This window comes from Phocaeicola sp. (genome assembly GCF_048170425.1).
Taxonomy (GTDB): domain Bacteria; phylum Bacteroidota; class Bacteroidia; order Bacteroidales; family Bacteroidaceae; genus Phocaeicola.
In genome coordinates, this window is record NZ_DBEXBB010000231.1 from 1 (window position 1) to 17,270 (window position 17,270).

General features: G+C 43.8%; 16 protein-coding genes. 7 read left to right on the forward strand and 9 right to left on the reverse strand.

What is annotated here, in order from left to right; all coding sequences use genetic code 11:
• Positions 1-210 precede the first annotated feature (210 nt).
• A complete protein-coding gene (locus ACMJ0U_RS09145; RefSeq protein ID WP_417129660.1) occupies positions 211-879 on the forward strand; it encodes a hypothetical protein in 669 nt (222 codons plus the stop codon).
• Between the two features lie 93 nt (positions 880-972).
• Here the strand turns inward: ACMJ0U_RS09145 and ACMJ0U_RS09150 are convergent, their stop codons facing one another.
• From ACMJ0U_RS09150 to ACMJ0U_RS09165, 4 genes are all read right to left on the reverse strand, one after another.
• Positions 973-2,226, reverse strand: a complete 1,254-nt coding sequence (locus tag ACMJ0U_RS09150; protein ID WP_417129661.1) for an ABC transporter permease — start codon at positions 2,224-2,226, stop codon at positions 973-975.
• A gap of 18 nt (positions 2,227-2,244) precedes the next feature.
• Complete coding sequence (locus ACMJ0U_RS09155) at positions 2,245-3,162, reverse strand: ABC transporter ATP-binding protein (RefSeq protein ID WP_417129662.1); 918 nt, start codon at positions 3,160-3,162, stop codon at positions 2,245-2,247.
• A 354-nt stretch (positions 3,163-3,516) separates the two neighbouring features.
• Positions 3,517-4,803: an NCS2 family permease gene (locus ACMJ0U_RS09160; protein WP_417129673.1), complete on the reverse strand. Its 1,287-nt coding sequence runs from the start codon at positions 4,801-4,803 to the stop codon at positions 3,517-3,519.
• Positions 4,804-4,839: 36 nt separating this feature from the next.
• Positions 4,840-5,544, reverse strand: coding sequence for a DUF5020 family protein (locus ACMJ0U_RS09165; RefSeq protein ID WP_417129663.1), 705 nt, complete (start codon positions 5,542-5,544; stop codon positions 4,840-4,842).
• A gap of 115 nt (positions 5,545-5,659) precedes the next feature.
• Between ACMJ0U_RS09165 and ACMJ0U_RS09170 the strand changes: the two genes are divergently transcribed.
• On the forward strand, positions 5,660-7,750 hold the full coding sequence (locus tag ACMJ0U_RS09170; protein ID WP_417129664.1) for an alpha-L-fucosidase: 2,091 nt from the start codon (positions 5,660-5,662) through the stop codon (positions 7,748-7,750).
• Positions 7,751-7,763: 13 nt separating this feature from the next.
• On the opposite strand, the gene metF is transcribed toward ACMJ0U_RS09170, so the two are convergent.
• Positions 7,764-8,717, reverse strand: a complete 954-nt coding sequence (metF, locus tag ACMJ0U_RS09175; RefSeq protein WP_007562029.1) for a methylenetetrahydrofolate reductase [NAD(P)H] — start codon at positions 8,715-8,717, stop codon at positions 7,764-7,766.
• 176 nt (positions 8,718-8,893) lie between these two features.
• Positions 8,894-9,358 (reverse strand): Lrp/AsnC family transcriptional regulator, encoded by a 465-nt coding sequence (locus ACMJ0U_RS09180; RefSeq protein WP_417129665.1) that lies wholly within the window; start codon positions 9,356-9,358, stop codon positions 8,894-8,896.
• Between the two features lie 169 nt (positions 9,359-9,527).
• Here ACMJ0U_RS09180 and ACMJ0U_RS09185 point away from each other — a divergent pair, with 169 nt between their 5' ends.
• Positions 9,528-10,814, forward strand: coding sequence for an O-acetylhomoserine aminocarboxypropyltransferase/cysteine synthase family protein (locus ACMJ0U_RS09185; RefSeq protein WP_417129666.1), 1,287 nt, complete (start codon positions 9,528-9,530; stop codon positions 10,812-10,814).
• A 73-nt stretch (positions 10,815-10,887) separates the two neighbouring features.
• Here the strand turns inward: ACMJ0U_RS09185 and ACMJ0U_RS09190 are convergent, their stop codons facing one another.
• The gene (locus ACMJ0U_RS09190) at positions 10,888-11,298 is read right to left on the reverse strand and encodes a PaaI family thioesterase (protein ID WP_417129667.1); all 411 of its coding nucleotides are present in this window, start codon (positions 11,296-11,298) and stop codon (positions 10,888-10,890) included.
• 5 nt (positions 11,299-11,303) lie between these two features.
• Positions 11,304-12,356, reverse strand: coding sequence for a DUF2027 domain-containing protein (locus ACMJ0U_RS09195; RefSeq protein ID WP_179138654.1), 1,053 nt, complete (start codon positions 12,354-12,356; stop codon positions 11,304-11,306).
• Positions 12,357-12,508: 152 nt separating this feature from the next.
• Here ACMJ0U_RS09195 and ACMJ0U_RS09200 point away from each other — a divergent pair, with 152 nt between their 5' ends.
• Both ACMJ0U_RS09200 and ACMJ0U_RS09205 read left to right on the forward strand, forming a co-directional pair.
• Positions 12,509-13,726: an S-adenosylmethionine:tRNA ribosyltransferase-isomerase gene (locus tag ACMJ0U_RS09200; protein ID WP_417129668.1), complete on the forward strand. Its 1,218-nt coding sequence runs from the start codon at positions 12,509-12,511 to the stop codon at positions 13,724-13,726.
• An 18-nt stretch (positions 13,727-13,744) separates the two neighbouring features.
• Positions 13,745-14,254: an NUDIX hydrolase gene (locus ACMJ0U_RS09205; protein WP_417129669.1), complete on the forward strand. Its 510-nt coding sequence runs from the start codon at positions 13,745-13,747 to the stop codon at positions 14,252-14,254.
• Between the two features lie 184 nt (positions 14,255-14,438).
• Here ACMJ0U_RS09205 and ACMJ0U_RS09210 read toward each other — a convergent pair whose 3' ends face one another.
• Positions 14,439-14,906, reverse strand: coding sequence for a nucleoside deaminase (locus ACMJ0U_RS09210; protein WP_417129670.1), 468 nt, complete (start codon positions 14,904-14,906; stop codon positions 14,439-14,441).
• A 111-nt stretch (positions 14,907-15,017) separates the two neighbouring features.
• On the opposite strand from ACMJ0U_RS09210, the gene ACMJ0U_RS09215 reads away from it, so the two are divergent.
• Together ACMJ0U_RS09215 and ACMJ0U_RS09220 are read left to right on the forward strand one after the other, a co-directional pair.
• Positions 15,018-16,778 carry a tetratricopeptide repeat protein gene (locus ACMJ0U_RS09215; RefSeq protein ID WP_417129671.1) on the forward strand — a complete coding sequence of 587 codons (1,761 nt, stop codon included), beginning with the start codon at positions 15,018-15,020 and terminating at the stop codon, positions 16,776-16,778.
• 77 nt (positions 16,779-16,855) lie between these two features.
• Positions 16,856-17,270: response regulator (locus ACMJ0U_RS09220; RefSeq protein WP_417129672.1), on the forward strand; the 415-nt coding region annotated here is incomplete at its 3' end.

A 17,270-nucleotide genomic window follows, 5' to 3' on the forward strand; every position in this document is an offset into this window, starting at 1 on the left:
TGTTGTTAGAAGCAGAAGAGGAATAAAAAATTTCCCATAAAAAAGTAAGTCCCGGACTTTATGTTCGGGACTTACTTTTTTTATACACAGCTGCCTATACTACTATCAAAAACGTTCTCTCTAAAAGATTTGATAAGTTAAATATCCATATCAGAAAATAAAGTGTTATTTTTTATATATTTGCAAATAAAGCCTACAAGCCTTGTAATCATGAGAACAATCGCCATTTTATTGTGCCTTTTATTTTGCCTGCCCACGCGTGCAAAGAAAATGGATGAGAACAATCAAATTCCTCAAAAAGACATTTCTATCCGTTTTAATTTTGGTATAGCCTCTACCAATCAAGAAGGAACAGGAGAATCTTTATGGTACAGCAATCCTAAAAAAAGTAGTCGCGGATTTCAATATGGTATAGATTTTTTGAAATACCATAAATATATAGGCTATGGGCTTGCCTTTAAACACTATATGCATGGACTCTCATTTCCGGAAAGTGCACAAAATTCATCCTTACATGAAAATATCCAAATCTTCTATCTTGCTCCACAATTTTCGTCTGTTCATGAGGCGCAACTATTAAAAGGAATGATTAGCTACCTCGATTTAGGCATTGGATACGCGCATTATTTAAACAAAGGTACTATAAATAGCAACCAAAAATATTCAGTTCCTAAATCAGGACTTGGTATAAACTCAAACATAGGTGTGGAGTATAAATTCCACACACATTTGGGTGTGAAAATATCAATCTCTGTAGAATATTATATTTTCAAGCACCTCGATGAAAAGATTGAAATCTCAAGCAAAATGTTCGAAAAACGCTCCAAACTGGGGATTTTTATGACCAGCCCCCAATTATCTCTCATATATCATTTATGATTGAAACAAAAAACATAAAAATGGCAGGCGTAAATGATTAAAGTTTCCTTTCACACCTGCCATTTCTATTTTAAAAGATTCAACAGAATACCTTTACTTATATGTAATCCAGCGAATCATTTCCTTGAAAGAAGGTTTCTTTCCATACATCAGGATACCTACCCGATAAATCTTTCCGGCTATCCAAATCATGCCGAAAGCGGCAACGTACAGAATAACTACAGACAACATCGTTTCCCACACCGGAACATCGAAAGGCAGACGCACCATCATGACAATAGGTGAAGTAAACGGAATCATGGAGCACCAGATAGCCAGCGGCCCGTCCGGATTGTCACCACTATAAATTCCGGCATAGAGCGCAAAAATCAACAGAAGGATAATCGGCATCATAAACTGCTGAGAATCTTCCTGCCCGTTGATGGCCGCACCGATAGCCGCAAATATGGAAGCATATACCAGATATCCTCCGATAAAGTTCAATATAAAGAGTCCTCCCATTTTGGCCAGATTCAATCCCTGAAGGGTGGCCAGCAAACCAGATGCTCCTCCCATCAGTTCAGGAGAAGTACCGGAAATTCCTCCGGCTACAGCCAACAATACTATAATCAACACCGCCCAGATAGCTAGCTGTGCCACACCGACCAGTCCGATACCGATAATTTTTCCAATCATCAACTGAAAGGGCTTGACAGAGGAAACGATGACTTCTACAATACGGTTGGTCTTTTCTTCCATCACACTTTGCATCACCATACCTCCGTATGACATCACAAACATGTAAATCAGAAAAGTCAGCACCATACCGGCAGCCATAGCTGCTCCTGCATTAGATTCGCTTTCGCTCCCGTCCTCTCCCCATTTTACCGTACGGATATTCAGTTTACGGTTCACATCCTGCATGATGGAAGGCAACTGCGGAATGTCGTAACGCAACAACTTGTCCTGACGCACCTGCTCGTCAAGCGTCTCACTCACCAGACGCGAAAGACTGTTCGGAACTTCTTTCCGCGAATAAATCGTTACGGCCTCCGGATGTTCAGCCAGGTCGGCCTTGATTTCGACCACGGCATCAAACTGTGTAGAGTCACTCCGAAAAGAAGCTTCCATCTGAGGGACTCCCACAAAATGCCAGGATTCATCGTCTTTAAACTGAGGAAGGTATTTCATGGTAGCATCAATGACGGCTACCTGTTTCTGGTCTCCGCCCTTGACCGTAGACAACCACAATGGGACAAAAATAAGTGCCGCAAAAATGAACGGCATCAATATGGTAAGCAGGATAAACGACTTTTTGCTTACCCGATTTATGAATTCACGCTGAATAATAATTCCTGTCTTGTTCATAGCTGAAAGATTTTTTGATTAGATTTTCCCCTCTACCGTACGGATAAAAATATCGTTCATGGAAGGGATACATTCAGTAAACTTACAAATTTCGCCCTGTGCACCCACAAGTGACAATAACTCAGAATTGGTAATAGAAGTGAGCTTACGCAATTTATAGTTTACCGTCTGCTCATCTTGCACCTCACTGCTGACGATTTCAAATGCGTCCGAATTCTGCAAAAGCTTCGAAGCCTGCATCGTCAGTTCATACTGATTGCTTTTATAACGTGAACGAATATCCTTCACTGCTCCTTGTAATACCACCTTCGAATGGTTGATCAGTGCAATATGGTCGCAGATTTCCTCCACAGAAGCCATGTTATGAGTAGAGAATATAATGGTATGTCCTTCATCCTTCAATTTCAGGATTTCCCTTTTCAGCAGTTCCGCGTTTACCGGGTCGAAGCCTGAGAATGGTTCGTCGAAAATCAGCAGACGAGGACGATGCAACACCGTAATGACAAACTGCACTTTCTGCTGCATACCTTTGGAAAGCTCCTCCAGCTTCTTGTTCCACCAAGGCATGATTTCAAAGCGTTCAAACCAGTCGGTAAGCCTTCTCTTAGCCTCTTGACGGCTTAACCCTTTCAACTGTGCCAGATAGATAGCTTGCTCACCTACTTTCATTTTCTTATAAAGTCCACGCTCCTCGGGAAGATAGCCAATGGAATAAATATCTTCCGGACGTGAAAGCCGTCCGTCAAACCACACTTCTCCGGCATCGGGGGCTGTAATACGGTTGATAATACGAATCAATGTGGTCTTTCCTGCCCCATTGGGTCCCAGCAAACCAAACACCTGTCCTTCAGGCACTGTGATGCTTACTCCATCCAGAGCTGTATGGCCTGCATAACGTTTTATGACCTGTCGTGTTTCCAAAAAAGAATCATTCATGTCGTTACTTATTAAAAATTGAACATTTAAAAGATATAACTTTCACAAAGGTATATCTTTCATTCAAAGTAAAGAAAATTGTTCTTATTTTCTGCATAAAAAACAGGCAAGAAAAACGCAAGGGCGTTACACCTCAAACACAAGTGCATTTGAAGTAAAACGCAAGGACGTTTGATTCTAAACGCAACTACATTTGGGATTGAACGCAAGGGCGTTTTGAAAGATAAGGAGAAACAGTCCTTCAGGGAGGGAAAAACCTTTCAAGAAAGTGTCCGGAAACGGTATAAAAAAGCGGAAATGTCCACAGTGATTGCTCAGGCATTTCCGCAACAATTTCCAATATAACGCAAAAGCTTACAGGAAGAACTTAAAGACAAAGATAAAGGCCAGAATATACATGGCCGGTGTAAGCTTCCTGGTATATCCGCACAACAAATTTATCAATACGTAACTAATCATTCCCAACACAATACCATCGGAAATACTGTAAGCCAAAGGCATGAAAATGATACAGATAAATGCCGGAATAGCTTCTGAGTAATCCAAAAAATCCACTTTCTTCACAGAAGACATCATCATCAGACCTACCAGAATCAATACGGGAGCCGTAGCTGCACCCGGTACTGCCAAAAAGAACGGAGCCAAGAACAACGACAGAAGGAAGCAGATTGCCGTAACAAAGGAAGTCAGTCCGCTACGTCCGCCTTCGCCCACGCCGGAAGCACTTTCCACAAAGGTCGTAATGGTACTGGTACCCAGGATGGCACCAGCCGTTGTTCCGATAGCATCCACTAAAAAAGCCTGCTTCAAGTGAGGAATCTTTCCATCTTTTGTCACCATTCCTGCTTTTGTAGTCACCCCTACCAGCGTTCCAATAGTATCAAACATATCTACAAACAGGAAAGTAAATACCACAATCAGCATTTCCTTTGTAAAGATATGCTCCCACTGGAACTGAAAGAAAATGGGTTCAATGGAAGGAGGAGTACTCAACACACCATCCAGATGCGTCAATCCCATAGGAATACCTATAACAGTAGTCAGCAAGATTCCTATCAGCAAGGCTCCACGCACTTTCTTCACCAGCAAGATGGAAGTAACCAAAAGGCCGATGATTCCCAGCAAGGCCGAACCGGAAGTAATATCTCCCAATGAAATCAAGGTCGCATCGTTATTCACAATGATACCGGCATTCTGCAAACCGATGAATGCAATGAACAAACCGATACCTGCACCAATAGCATTACGAAGGCTCAAGGGCAGCGCATCTACAATCTTTTCACGCAAATTGGTTACCGTCAGCAAAATGAATATGAGCCCTTCCAGAAGTACAGCCGTCAAAGCAAACTGCCAGGTATATCCCAAAGTGAGACAAACCGTATAGGCAAAAAACGCATTCAGGCCCATTCCTGGCGCCAGTCCGAAAGGCAATTTCGCATAAAAGGCCATCAGCAACGTAGCAAAAGCCGAAGCAATGACTGTTGTCGTGAAAAGAGCACCCTTATCCATACCCGTGGCAGCCAGAATATTAGGATTAACTGCCAAAATATAAGCCATGGTCAAGAAGGTCGTGATTCCGGCTAAGATTTCCGTACGGACACGTGTTTCACGAGGATTAAAACCGAATAATTTTTCCAGCATTTTCATCTTATAATCGCTTTAAATGATTCAATCGGTTTAGAAAGACCACTTCATGGCCAGCGTCGGAATGAAATAGAATCCATTACGATCGGCAAAGTCCGTACTCAATTCCCATTCTGTACCTACACTCAGGTTCAAGTCTTTGTTTACATGCTTGAATTTATTCAAGTTTACCCAGAATTGCGGTTCGCTGATGAACACAAAGTCATGGTTGTTTCCCTCAGCATCCTTGTGTTTCTCACGCCAAAAATCTGCAAATCCGCTGAAAGTAAATTTTTCTTTGCAGAAATTCAGTGTCCACGTACCTGTCAACTGGAAATTATGTGGTTTCTCATTCTTCTGAATATATTTATACAGTACCTGTACGCCGAATACCTTAGAAAAATCACTGCTGTTCCATGAGTAGGTAGCACCTCCCAGGAAGGCATTGTTGATATAATTCAAACCTCCGTTGTATTCTACATGTGCAGAAACAGGCGCCTTCCAGAATTTCAGTTCACGGCTGATTTCCCAATAAGCTGAGGCCACTCCCTTGTCAGTATAATCCATATCGACAAAGAAATAGGTGCTACCCCACTTATCCACCTTGAACATCTCAACTGTAGTAGTCACCCATGGACGTTCATCCAATGACTTATACAAGGCACGACCTAAGTCATAATGCAACTGGATGTTCTGAGCCATCACTTTTCCTGCGCATACAGAAAGAAGAATAAACGCAAAAAGAAATAATTTTTTCATTTGAATTTAACGTACTTTTAATGGTTTTTAAAATCGGCTGCAAAATTACATAAAAAAGCGGTATAAAAACAAAGAACTCGTTATCTTTGCTCTTAAAGAGCATAAATAAGAAGCCATGAAAAAACTGTTTATCATTCTATTGATGTGTGTGATAGGCCTGGGAGCAAAAGGCCAAGTATCTCAAGAAGCCTTCCGCCAATGGCACGGAGACAAATATTCCATGTTTATCCACTTCGGACTTTACTCACAATTAGGCGGGGTATGGCAGGGTAAACATGTACAGAATGGATACAGTGAACAGATTCAGGCTTTTGCCCCAATTTCCAAGAAAGACTACGAAAAAATTGCCGGCCAGTTTAATCCGACACAGTTTAATGCTGACTCCATTGCCGTACTGGCCAAAAAAGCGGGAATGCATTCCATTATCCTGACCAGCAAACATCATGATGGTTTCTGCCTGTTCAAAACAGCTACTACCTCCTTCAACTCATACGATGCGACTCCATGCAAACGAGATTTCGTAAAAGAAATGTCTGAAGCATCCCAGCGTCATGGACTACGGTTCGGATTGTACTATTCGCTTATCGACTGGCACTATCCGTATGCATCGCCCATGTCACCCCATAATGCCGACTTCATCACAGAAGCACACCATGCCTTTTCAAAAGCCCAACTGAAGGAGCTCCTTACCAATTATGGAAAGATTTCTGAACTCTGGTTTGACATGGGAGCAAATACTCCGGCACAAAGCAAAGAACTTTATGAGCTGGTACACCAATACCAGCCCGACTGCATGGTCAGCGGACGTCTGGGCAACGACCAGTATGATTTCTGCGTAATGGCCGACAATGATTACCCGGATAAAACCCTTCATGCTCCCTGGCAGAGTGCTGCATCTATGTTCGATGAGACCTGGGGATACAGAGAATGGCAAGACCGAAGAAGCGTAGAAAGCAAAGTACGCGAAAAGACACGGAGCCTGATCAATGTGGTTTCAAGAGGAGGTAATTACCTGCTGAACATCGGTCCGAAGGGAAACGGAGCGGTAGTAGATTTTGAGAAAGAAGTGCTGGAGCAGGTAGGCGACTGGCTTTCCCGTTATGGTTATGCCGTATATCAAACAGAAGCATCTCCTTTCCAAAAAGAATTTACCTGGGGAGAAGTGACGCGCAAAGACAATCATCTGTATTTATTTCTCTCCGGGAAATATCCTACAGATGGAAAAATCACTTTACCAATGCCGGGATATGCATTACAAAAAGGAGATGGCAAAATGGCTACTTATCTGCAATATGGTGAAAACGTGGTGCTGACAATTCCAGCCTCAGCCTATAAGGACAAACAAATACACGTGTTGACTCTTTCATTCGATAAAAAGATAGAACCATTTCCTGGAAAGACAATCAGAAATGCGGTACTTACTCCTCGTAACGCTACACCACAATACAGCTATTCCTGCTTTGACTACTATACGAACTACCGTAGCATTACGGGCTACAGCTGGAATTTCGAACAACTTCTGTTGAAACAACTGGAAATTATCTATACTTCACAAGAGGCAGGAAGAGAAATAGACCTGATATTGGATGGAAAGACCTACTCCGTAACACTGGATAAAGGAAAAGAGATAAAAGAAACGGCTTCTTCAGGTACCACCTGGGGAGAAACCTACGTATGTGGTCCCGGCAACGGAGTGTTCCATTCAGCAGAGAAACTGGACGCAGACTTACAACATGCACCTGTATCTGGTAAATCATGGACCAAAACAGATAAAGACAGTAACAAGGTTTCCTGCCCGATTCTATCCAGCTATTATGTGATGCGAGAAATAGATTCCCCGCGTTCACAGCATATTCTGGCTGAAATTGGTGCCGGAAATGGAATGGAGGTCTACCTGAACGGCAGACTGATAGCCAAGCATCTGAATCCGTATCGCACGAAGTTCCGTACGGAAAAAGTGGTTCTTCCACTCAAGAAAGGAAAGAATCAGGTAATCCTCCGCAGCTACAACCGTTTTGAAGACGAAGCTACTTATCTGTTGCGTCCTGCCGAAGAACAGAAAGCCTACCGTCAGGATTTCATCATACCGGATGCGGTGAACGGAAAAGAACATAGTCTCACTATAAAACCACACAATCCCTCTTCCCCGCACACAGATGCCGAATTGTTCAACCTGCGTATCCGGTTAAGAAGGATTGCGATGTAAAAAGTCAAAGAGGTTAATACACCTCTTTGGCTACCTTATATACACTGTCGGATGCCATGAATGTGTAAAAATGCAGGCCCGGAACTCCGTGTGCCAGCAAATCCTTACACTGTGCCTTGCACCATTCCACTCCTACAGCTTTCACTTCTTCATCAGTCGTACATTTACGAAGTTCAGAAGCAAAGGCTTCAGGAATGTCCGTGCGGAACACTTTAGGCAATACGTTCAACTGATTCTTAAATACCACAGGTTTGATACCCGGGATGATGGGTACCTCAATACCTTCCTGACGGCAGCGTTCTACGAAAGCATAATATTTCTCGTTGTCGAAAAACATCTGTGTTACCACATAATCGGCCCCGTTACGCACCTTTTCTTTCAAGTAGAACAAATCGGACTCCATATTGGGAGCTTCTTCATGCTTTTCCGGATAACAAGCCATCCCATAAGAGAAAGGAGTTTCAATTCCTTCTATCTTGGAGCCATCCAGTCCAATGCCCTGATTAAAACGATTCACCTGTTCCTGCAAATCGGTGGCATGCTCATGGTAAAGGCACAAATCTTTTTCTGCAATATCCAGCGGCTTGGAGTCTCCTCTCAGCAGCAACAAATTGTTAATACCCAAAAAATTCAAATCGAGCAAGGCATATTCCGTTTCCTCTTTTGTAAATCCCTTGCAGATGATATGAGGCACTGCCTGAATACCATATTTATTCTGAATGGCTGCGGCGATGGCCACCGTTCCGGGACGCTTGCGTACCGTAGTCTTCTTCAGGTTTCCATCAGGCTGCGGCAAATACACTATCTCACTGTGATGTGAAGTGATGTTGATGTATTTGGGGTCAAACTCCCTCAACTTGTCAATGATGTGATATACTTTTTGTATACTGTTTCCCTTTAACGGTGGCAAAATCTCAAAGGAAAACACGGGTTCCTTACTATTCTTTATCAAATCTATTACTTTCATAGTGCATTTGTATAATTTGGTGACAAAGATACAAGCAAAAGTGCTATCCGCCAACAACAGGAAGATATTTAGAAAAAACGGACTGTTTTCCCTGTTAAAGGCAAATAGAATTGGAATAATATTCTATGTTTTACTCTGTTTATAGAATAAATACATAGAAAGGGATTTTTTCATCTTTATATGTGCAGTCCATAATCATGTTTCACTTCATCCATGACAAACATACTCTCCAACGAACCCAAGCTGTCAACTGTTCCTAACACATTAATAATAAACTCCTGATAATATTTCATGTTCGGTGCATGAATTTTCAGCAGGTAATCGTAACTGCCGGAAATATTGTAACACTCCGTGACTTCTGGAATATTCTGAATGATACGGGTAAATTCCATAGCTATATCTTTATTCATCCGACGCAATTTGACATTACAGAATACCACGAATCCTTGATTCAACTTGTCAGCATCCAGCACAGCAATATACTTCTTGATATATCCCTCCCTCTCCAATCTTTTCAACCGTTCAAACACAGGAGTAGACGACAAGCTAACCTGTGCTGCCAGTTCCTTAGTGGTTAATCGGGCATTTTCCTGCAATGTACGGAGAATCTGCAAATCCACTTTATCCAATTTTTCTGTCATAAGAATATTATTCTATCATGAATTGTTTTATGGCAGCAAATCTACTATTTTTTTCTTTCAAACAACTACTTCACAGAACAATTATCCATATTTTTCTCAAATATTGGATGATATAGCTACACAAACTACTTTTGCAATATCATTTAATCATTTTTACACACTTACAACGATGGAAAAAACTAAACTACATTTCGAAACCCTTCAATTGCATGTGGGACAAGAAACTCCCGATCCGAAAACCGATGCCAGAGCAGTCCCCATCTATCAGACTACTTCATACGTCTTTCATGACTCAGCCCATGCAGCAGCCCGTTTCAGTCTAGAAGACAGCGGAAACATCTATGGCCGACTGACTAATCCCACTCAAAGTGTACTGGAACAGCGGGTAGCTGCCCTGGAAGGAGGAGTAGCTGCCTTGGCCGTAGCTTCCGGAGCAGCCGCCATCAGTTATGCATTTGAAAACATCACTCATACCGGCGACCACATAGTAGCCGCCCGTACCATTTACGGAGGAACTTACAACCTGCTAGCACATACTTTCCCCAGCCGTGGAATACACACCACTTTTGTAGACGCGGAAGAACCGGAAAACTTTGAGCAGGCCATCCAGCCCAATACCAAAGCGGTATTCATTGAAAGTCTGGGAAATCCCAACAGCACACTCGCTGACATTGCCTGCATTGCCGAAATTGCCCACCGCCACCAGATTCCATTATTGATTGACAACACATTTGCCACTCCTTACTTGCTGCGCCCCATCGAACATGGCGCCGACATCGTCATACATTCTGCCACAAAGTTTATCGGAGGACACGGCACGTCGTTAGGAGGCATCATTGTAGATTCTGGTAAATTCGACTGGAAAGCTTCCGGTAAATTCCCCCAACTGACAAGTCCCGACCCATGTTATCATGGAATTTGCTTTGCCGATGCGGTAGGCCCTGCCGCTTATGTCACACGAATACGAGCTATTTTGTTGCGCGATACAGGAGCTGCTATCAGCCCGTTTAATGCATTCCTCCTTCTACAGGGGCTGGAAACACTCTCACTCAGAGTGGAACGACACGTAGAAAATGCCTTGAAAGTTGTAGACTTCCTGCAACACCATCCCAAAGTGGCAAAGGTCAACCACCCGTCTCTGCCGACCCACACTTCACCGGCACTCTATCAAAAATATTTCCCCAAAGGAGCCGGTTCCATTTTCACGTTTGAAATTCGGGGCGGACGCACAGAAGCGCATCACTTTATCGACCATCTGGAGATATTCTCCCTGCTGGCCAATGTGGCCGATGTCAAATCGCTGGTTATCCATCCAGCCAGTACGACGCACTCCCAGCTCAATGATCAGGAACTGGCAGAACAAGGTATTACACAAGCAACCATCCGCCTTTCCATTGGAACCGAACACATTGAAGACTTGCTTGCCGACCTAAATCAAGCTTTTGAACAAATCTGACAAATAAAACAAACGGAGAATACCATAGCAAATATACGTATTCTCCGTCTGACACTTTCTCTTTTACTGAAATTTATTCCAACTCCTCAATATCCAGTTCTTCGCTTTTCCGGTATCCGGAACTGGTCAGTACGGCAATCAGCTGCTGCTGTTCATCCACCAGACGCACTTCGATGAAAGGAACCCTCCCATGATTAAACGTCTCAGTGGCCTCCGCATACACATATCCTTCACTGATAGCACGCAGAAAAGTGATATTGGCATTCAATGACAAGGTCAGACGTCCACGGCTATTGGCCACTGCCGCAAACGCCAAATCTGCCAAAGTAAACAACGCACCGCCCTGACAAACTCCTCCAGCATTCAGATGCTTTTCAGTCACTTTCATCCGAGCCTTGGCATATCCCGGACTGATTTCCAGTAATTCCACTCCTGCCTCAGCCGCAAAACGGTCGGCCAATAGCATTTCTTTTAACGTTCCCATATCTTTTAATGAATTGTAACCATTGTAGCTCCAAAACCATATTCACGGAAAGAAGCATCCTGCCATTGATAAGTCTTGTATTTGCGTTTTAGCTCATCCAAGATAGCCCGACGCAATACACCGTCTCCCTTGCCATGGATAAACACAATCCGCTGCCCTTTCTTCTGCTTGTATTCCTCCAATGTCTTGCGGAACACATCCAGCTGATAATTCAGCATTTCAGCATTTCCCATACCGGTAGTGTCATCCAGCAGTTCATGGATATGCAGGTCAACCTCCACAATTTCATTCTTTACCACATGCTGCTTTTTCTGCAACTTTGCCGGTACGTCCTGCACGTTCTTCTGCAACAGTGCATTCTTGATGTCATCGGCCGAAACATATACCTGCTTTACCGCTTCATCATCCTTGACAATCTCATAAATCAAGGCCGGTTCCTCAAAAAAGTCGGAAGACTGGAAAGTATGCAACTTGTAGAACTTCACCGTATCAATGCGCAACTCCTGATTCACCGCCTGTTTCAGTAAAAAGGTACGGTCATCTTTGTAAGCCAGAAGCTGTACGGCCACGCGCTCCATGCCGTTCAATGCACTCTTTTCAAACTCTTCCAGGTGCATCTTCATGTTCGGTTTCACCGTTCCCCGGCTACGTAAGGTCCAGCTCTTACCTTCTGCCGAAAGATACAAATAATCAATAAAATAGTTACTGTCATTCACCAGATAGGCATCAAACGCAGTAGAGGATATGGCCTTCACATCCTGCGGCACATAAGCCAGAAACACATTCAGTACGTCATTTCCACGGATTTCAGGTGCCCGATAAGTTATCGGCTTTTCCTCTTCCTCCTCTTCTTCTTCAACTTCCGGTGCAGAAGGCTTGGCTGTAGATTTTAACGGGATGTTATAATCGTCGGTCTGTATCACCACACACTCCCTAATCAGCATAGGAATTTCAAAACCATCTTCTCCTTCCACCAAAGCAATGTCCTTTCCTTGAAATCCCCGGACAATGCCACCGCCTACTTCACTCAGGAAGCGTACTTTATCTCCTATTTTCATAATCTGTCTTCAATTTATTACACTCACAAATGTAACGACTTTCCACGGAATATGGAAATTATTCAGCAGTCTGCAAAAGGAAGTCCACGAAAAAATTATTATGTTAGGAGGATTCTGCTATTTGTTGTACTTTTGCAAAAAAAATAAACGACATGGAAGAAACAAAACATATAAAGATTAGCGACTACAACTATCCGCTGCCGGATGAACGCATCGCTAAATTTCCGCTGCCAGTCCGCGACCAGTCCAAGCTGCTGGTTTATCAGCACGGGCAAATCAGTGAAACACATTTCACCTCCCTTCCGGACTACCTGGAGCCCGGTACCCTCATGATTTTCAACAACACGAAAGTCATTCAGGCACGTCTGCACTTCCGCAAGGAAACCGGTGCACTGATTGAGATTTTCTGTCTGGAGCCCATCAAGCCCAACGACTATGTACTCAACTTCCAGCAAACCCAGCATGCGGCCTGGCTCTGCATGATTGGCAACCTGAAGAAATGGAAAGAAGGACCTCTGCACAAGGAAATGACAGTAAAGGGAAAGGCACTGACGCTAACTGCTACCCGTGGAGAATGTCACGGCACCAGCCATTGGATTGATTTCACCTGGGACAATCCGGAAGTAACCTTTGCCGACATTCTGGAATTCTTCGGTGAGCTGCCCATTCCTCCCTACCTGAACAGAGAGACACAAGAAAGCGACAAGGAAACTTACCAAACCGTCTACTCGAAGATAAAAGGTTCCGTAGCCGCCCCTACAGCTGGTCTGCATTTCACGGAACGCGTATTGAACGCTCTCAAAGAAAAAGGAGTGGATTTGGAAGAAGTCACCCTACACGTTGGAGCCGGCACTTTCAAACCGGTGAAAAGTGAAGAAATAGAAGGCCACGAAATGCATACGGAATACATTTCCGTAAACCGTGGAACCATAGAGAAACTCTTAGCACATGGAGGTGAAGCCGTGGCAGTAGGAACCACTTCTGTCCGTACATTGGAGAGCCTTTACTACATCGGTGTCACTTTGTCACAGCACCCCGATGCCAGCCAGCAGGAACTGCACGTACAGCAATGGCAACCCTACGAAACTCATCCGGAGTTAAGTACCACAGAAGCCCTGCAACAGATACTCGACTACATGGACCGGAATCAGCTCGATGCCCTGCATACCAGTACACAGATTATCATTGCACCGGGATACAATTACCATATCGTCAAGAAAATGGTCACCAACTTCCACCAGCCGCAAAGCACCCTGTTGTTACTGGTCTCTGCTTTTGTGAAAGGAAACTGGCGTCCCATCTACGATTACGCGCTGGCGCATGATTTCCGCTTCCTGAGCTACGGAGATTCATCTCTACTCATTCCCTAACCCCAAACAGAAGAAACAATGACAGACAATAACGAAGAAATGTTTCCCATCGTAGACGAAGAAGGAAACATCACAGGTGCCGCTACCCGAGGAGAATGCCACAACGGCAGCAAGCTGCTGCATCCGGTGGTTCACTTGCATGTATTCAACAGCAAAGGAGAATTGTATCTGCAAAAGCGTCCGGAATGGAAAGACATCCAACCGGGGAAATGGGATACCTCCGTGGGAGGACATGTAGATTTAGGGGAAAGTGTGGAAATGGCACTGAAACGGGAAGCCAAAGAAGAACTCGGCATTTCCGATTTTACGCCTCAACTGCTGACACACTACGTGTTTGAGTCAAATCGGGAAAAAGAACTGGTATTTTCTCACAAGACCGTATTCGACGGCCCTATCTCGCCCAGTGAAGAACTGGCTGGAGGACGTTTCTGGTCACTGGATGAAATCCGGCAGAATTTAGGGAAAAACATTTTCACCCCTAATTTTGAGCGAGAATTTGCTACAGTCTTAAATCAGAAACAACGATAATAAAAAGGGATTAGAAAACAATTCCCACCTTTCCGGAAACCAGACTTATCCCTATCAGGTTTCCCTTGCGGAAACCATAAGTTTCCCACCGCAAAACCCTACGTCTCCGACATAAGAGACGTACGGTTCCGCTGCGGGAAACATAAAAAACAACGGGGCATTACCACCTTATTTCCAGGCCATCTTAATATTCCACCTTATCCGTTTTGGCAGTCCAGTCCTGGAAAGCCTGAATAGCTTCTTCCGGCAACAGAACTTCTGAGGGCAGACGTCTTTCCGCCGGCTTCAAATCCAGTTCCTCATAAATAAAGGCATCGTCAAAGCCGATAGCTGCCGCATCGTGCTTGTTATTTCCATAATACATGCGGTCCAGATGTGCCCAATAGATTGCACCTAAGCACATGGGACATGGCTCACAAGAAGTATATATCTCACAACCGCTCAAGTCGAATGTACCCAGTTTCTTAGCTGCCGCACGGATGGCACTTACTTCTGCATGGGCGGTCGGGTCGCAATCCGGCGTCACACGGTTCACTCCCGTAGCTACAATCTCACCGTCCTTTGCAATGACAGCACCAAAAGGACCGCCACCTTCAGCTACATTCTTCACTGACAACTCAATAGCCTTACGCATCAATTCTTCTTTCGTCATACCACATATTTTTAAGCAATTCATAAAAAACAAAATGAAAATACACAAAATTATAGAATAATCCAAACTTTTTAGTTACATTGCAAAAGCCACACATAATAACACCCGCCTATGAAAAGCCGCATCTTCATTTTGTTATGGTGTATTCCCAGCTTCCTTTTCTCCGTTTCTCCCAAGCCGGATGTAGAGAAACTGACAGAAATGGCCGATACTTATTATCAGACAGGTAAGGTTGATTCTGCCCTATGGAGCATCGAACAAGCCCTCCAACTTGCGATGACTGAAAAGGATACCTGCGCCATGATGTCTTGTTACACTTCACAAGGAGTCTACCTGCGTTCGTCTGGCAAACTCACTGAAGCAATTGCCGCCTACGACAAAGCCCTGCAATATGCCCCCTTACTTTCTGAGCATTCTGAAGAAAACCGGCAAGCCATTGTTACGCTGTACAATAATCTGGCCACTCTTTATCTGGACATGAAAAATCCGGAACAAGCTATAAAATATGCCTTAGATGCAGTAAAGCAAGCTGACAAATGTCAGGATGATTTGTTCCGCACACAGATTTATAACGTCTGCTCCTCCATTTTCATTACTCAAAAGGAATACGAGACAGCCAAAACCTATCTGTCTAAAGCCATTGCCCTATCCCAGCAACTGCAACAGCCCGAAACAGAACTTGGCGCACGTACTTACTACTTGCTGACCCTGTTCCGTACCCAGGCTTCTGCCTCAGAAATCAAAAGGCTGGTAGAACAAACGAATGCACTTGCAGCAAAGGTCAGTTCCACCATGGCACTTGTCAATTACTATCAGGTACTTTTTTATGTACAGCAAACCCGGGAAGAATGGAAAGCAGCCACACAAACCGCACAAAAAATCCTGCAACTACCTGGTATCGAGAATTATCCGTTCCTGCAATATGACGTGTATAACAACCTCCATCTTATCTACAAGGAACTATCTGACTTTCCGCAAGCATACCGTACACTGGAACTAGCCAAAACACTTAGTGACTCTTTGTTCGTGCAAGAAAAAAGCCGACAGCTGGAAGAACTTTCAGTGAAATACGAAACCCAGAAAAAAGAACTGGAATACCAGAAACTACAGGAAAAGCGTCAAAAGGAAAAGCAGAATCTGCAACTGAAAATTACGTTTCTGCTAATTCTGATGGCCATAATGGCCTTCGTTTCACTCTACTTTATTCAGAAACAAAAGCTCCGTATCGAACGGCAGAAAAGAGAAGCGGAAGCGCAAAAGCGTGAATTTGAGACCTTACAGCGCGATACGGAACGGAATGCCACACGTACTTACCTGAAAGAGCTAGAAAAAGAACGTAATCGTCTGGCCAAAGAACTGCACGACGGCATCTGCAACGACCTGTATGCACTTGAAATGAACGCCTCCTCACTCAATGAATCATGGAAAGAACTCCTGCGAGCCAGCCGGGAAAATATCCGACGTGTATCCCACGAACTGCTCCCTCCGACATTCCAAGCAACGACGTTGAAACAAGTATTACAGAATTATGCAGAACGGATGGCCTCCGCACAATGCCAAGTAGCTCTGACCACCCTTCCCGAAGAATGTGACTGGTCTGTACTTCCGGAAACTTATTGCCTGAACATCTACCGCATCATACAAGAAGCCACGGGAAATGCGCTCAAACATGCTTCCCCCACGGAAATCCATCTCACACTGGAATGGGAGCTACCTAATCTGAAACTCACCATTTCACACAACGGAAAAGCCAGTCCCATGTCAGGAAAAGGAATAGGACTACAAACCATGAAAGAAAGAGTCATGTCAATGAAAGGCCACATTTTATTTGAGCCACAAAAACTACAAATAATTATTCCACTTTTCCCATAGAAAAACTACGGGTTCCCGTGGGCATTATCTCAAGAGGGTTGCGTACTTTTGTTAACAAATAAAAAGACAACTATTGCATGAATTTGAATGTAGCCATCGTAGACGACCATCCCCTTGTATTGGAAGGCTTAAAAAGCTTGCTCCTCCAGACTGAGGGCATAGAAAACATCTATACTGCTCAAACAGGCTCACAATTGGGCAGCTTGATTGCTCTGCATTCACTTCATCTCTATATCATAGATTTGGATTTACCTGATATAGATGGCTTTGAACTGATTCTCCAGATTAAACAAAAATCTCCAGAAGCCAAGATTATTGTCAGCACCATGCACGAGGAAATCTGGATTATCAACAAACTGAAGCATCCAGACATTGACGCAGTGGTATTCAAATCTTCCGCAGGAGAATACATTCAAAAAGCCTTACAGGTAGTTTTAAAGGGGAAAAAATACTATTGTCCGCAATTCCAAAAACTCTATAAAGAAAAAGATA